This is a genomic window from Shewanella sp. 10N.286.52.B9, from assembly GCF_002873635.1.
Classification (GTDB): domain Bacteria; phylum Pseudomonadota; class Gammaproteobacteria; order Enterobacterales; family Shewanellaceae; genus Shewanella.
On sequence record NZ_MCTY01000143.1, the window covers coordinates 1 to 2,239 of the forward strand.

Consider the following 2,239-nt stretch of genomic DNA (forward strand, 5'->3'; position numbering starts at 1 on the left):
TAATGGGTGGCTTTGTAATTGCTATAATAAAATAGGCCTCGATTAATAATAATCGAGGCCTTAAACATGTTACTTCTTAGGTGTTACATGACAAGTTACACAGCTATATGGGTCAGGGAATGACTCAGTATTGTACCAGTCACTGTTACCAAAGCTTTGTTGTCTACCCGCAGGTAAATCATTATATTTTGAACCATCCCAATTCTGTTTCACTACATTCGGTTTATCAACCTGATCTGCACATGAACCTGGGCCAAATAGTTCGCTAGGTGCGTTTGGTCCCATATGTTGAGGGAAGCCACTACACTCTACGTCACTGAAAGCCATCCATTGAGATGCCTCACCATGGTTCTGCATTGCTTTATCTTCTGAGTGACACCAGAAACAACGCGCTGTTTCGCCATGCGCTTCAGGTGCACCATTACCACCGTGACACGATGCACAGAAATAAGGCTCATCACGCTCTAATGTATCAACTGCTTTGCTTTTATGAATGTCATCCTTAGAGTGACATAGCTGACAGTCAGCAATATTCCAACCAAAATGTTCTTCAGTCAGTGGCGCAATTGCTTTACTTATGTCTGCAATTTTCTCAGCTTTCTCTACTTGAGCTGGGAACCGATAAGTATCACCCATTAGGCGTGCTTCATTAACTGAGTTTACTTCTGATACGTTGTAAACTAGGAACATCTTTTTCACCCATGAAAAATAGATGTACTCCATACCATGGTTACGAACCATATTATCCATTGCTACGTGAAGTTTATTTCCGCCGAAAGTACCATACCAATGGTCGATACATTCTTTAGCTTTAATTTCAGTGATTGAGCCATCGCTTTCACGTAGCCATGAACACTCACGGTCAAGTTCAAATTCTGCTGCAATTTCAGGGTCTAAGAAGTCCTGTGCACTTGGCCATGAGCCCTGAGTAACAATGATATCTAATGTGTATTCATTCATACCCGCAGCGTAGTTCCAGCCGTCTAAGCCTTCAGCACGAAGTTTATTTGAAGGACCAACTTCAGGGTGGCTGATTTGATTCATCACATAACTGCCAAGTTTAGAACCTGTAGAAAGTGTTGGCCAGAAGGTAAAACCAAATTCAGCAGAACCGGCTTCTTTTGCTGTTTCGTTTGCAGAGATAACCATATCAAGGCTGGTGATGACGCCAGGGCGATAAATATCAGGGCGTAAGTTGTAAGCTTTTACTTCAACATCTTGAGCAATGGTTTTAATGAATTCATCACCATAACCGTCAGTATCCTCCATATCTAGGGTAATTTCTTTTAAAATTACCTTGCCACCGTTACTAGCTTTAAAGTTGACTTCATCAATATGGGTTTGCCACACACGATCACGATAGGCTTCACTCACTGGTTGTATACGGATCTGAGACCCATCACGCACAAGGGTTTCATCAAGGCGGTCATACACAGTTTCTAAATATCCGTTAAAATGATTTAGCATGTCACCACCACCGTGTGACAAAGTGACTCCCCAACTATCACTATCTTGGTAATCACCCCAGTGGGAATAATGTGTGGCAGGTGCGTTGTCAAATGTACCGTCGCCATCGGCATCAAATGACACGGTAAAGTCATAGCTTTGACGTGCTTCATTAAAGCCGCCTAACTTGACTTCAAAATCATCTCTTATCGATGAGATGTACATCATCAAGTCTAAAGCTGAGTAGTTACCAGGCATGAAAATATCATCACGAACAGCTTGCTCTTGCCAAGCTCGTAGATCGCTTAGCTGAACTTCCATGTAGTATTTGCTGTCGTCTCTGGTCCGCATGTTATATTTCGATGCTGTAGCGAAGGCTTCGCCATTCTTAAAGCCAGCATCGGGAACTTCAAAATCTTCCGGCATGTCACTTGAGCACATATCTTCGTGCCCTTTCATGCAAGGGAACCAACGACCTAAATAAACTTCGATAGTACCGTCAACGGCTGTTTCAGTATCAACGATAAGATCAAAGTGATTGCGTATTTCGTCAGGTAATTCAACTTCAGGAATTTCTGAGACCGGTGGAGGGGCATCATTTGAATCAGATCCACCACAAGCCGTCATTAAAGGTAGCAACATCATAGCAAACGTTGTTTTTTTCAAGTTTCCATATTTCAGGTTCTTGTTCATCATAAATAACCTTTTTAATTATCTTATTTAATATTCATTCTCCAGGAACAAGCTCAATATTAATTAAGGTGTAGATAAGGTCTCTTATGAGAATTCACAG

At 41.7% G+C, this 2,239-nt stretch carries 1 protein-coding gene; it reads right to left on the reverse strand.

What is annotated here, in order from left to right; genetic code table 11:
* Positions 1-69: 69 nt before the first annotated feature.
* Positions 70-2,112 (reverse strand): cytochrome c family protein, encoded by a 2,043-nt coding sequence (locus BCU91_RS08160; protein WP_133126594.1) that lies wholly within the window; start codon positions 2,110-2,112, stop codon positions 70-72.
* Between the last annotated feature and the right edge of the window lie 127 nt (positions 2,113-2,239).